The sequence below is a fragment of the Neisseria sp. P0021.S007 genome (assembly GCF_051956855.1).
The window spans coordinates 1-724 of the sequence record NZ_JBQCXA010000452.1; the positions used below are offsets into that span (position 1 = coordinate 1).

1 protein-coding gene and 1 pseudogene are annotated in these 724 nt (G+C 50.3%); both read right to left on the bottom strand.

The annotated features are described in order from the left end of the window. Positions 1-165, bottom strand: a pseudogene (locus ACTHUR_RS13945) (NADH-dependent flavin oxidoreductase); the annotation flags it as partial. Positions 166-283: 118 nt separating this feature from the next. Further along, on the bottom strand, positions 284-724 hold a 441-nt coding region (locus tag ACTHUR_RS13950; RefSeq protein WP_440399139.1), incomplete at its 5' end, for a zinc-binding dehydrogenase.

Genomic DNA, 724 nt, shown 5'->3' on the forward strand with positions numbered 1-724 from the left:
CATATCGCCTGCACGGTTGCTGAGGAATGTACGCTCTTGGTCGCTGATCAAACCGTCGGCTTGTGAGCCGAAATGGGTCATGGGGGCGACGACAAGGCGGTTTTTGATGGTTACGCCGTTATTGAGGGTGTATGTTTGAAAGAGTGGGGCGTATTTTGGATTCATGGAGTTTTACTCTTGATAAGTGAATGGTCGGCAGAGAATTGGGCCATTCGGGAATTTATCAAGTAGACAGGCCGTCTGAAAAGTTTCAGACGGCCTGTTTATTCTTTAAGCCTTAGGATTAAAGATTAGGATTGACAATGATTTTTACTGCGGATTCGTTGTTGTGGATCAAGCGCTCGAAGCCTTCGGAAATCAATTCGTCCAGTTTGATGCGCTGGGTGATGAAAGGCTCAAGGTTGATTTTGCCTTCTTCAACCAATTTGATGGTTTCTGCGTGGTCGTTGCAGTAGGCGATGGTGCCGCGCACGTCCAGCTCTTTCATCACGACGCTATGGACGTTGATGGTGGCGGGGTGGCTCCAAATGGATACGATGACGACTTTCGCAGTCGGACGGCATGCTTCGACCATGGTGTCCAGCACTTTGTTGACGCTGGTGCATTCGAATGCGACATCTACGCCTTCGCCGTTGGTCAGTTTTTTCACTTCTTCGACGACATCGACTTCGGACGGGTCGAGGATGTAGTCGGCCACGCCGGCTTCGCGTGCTTTGTCTTTACG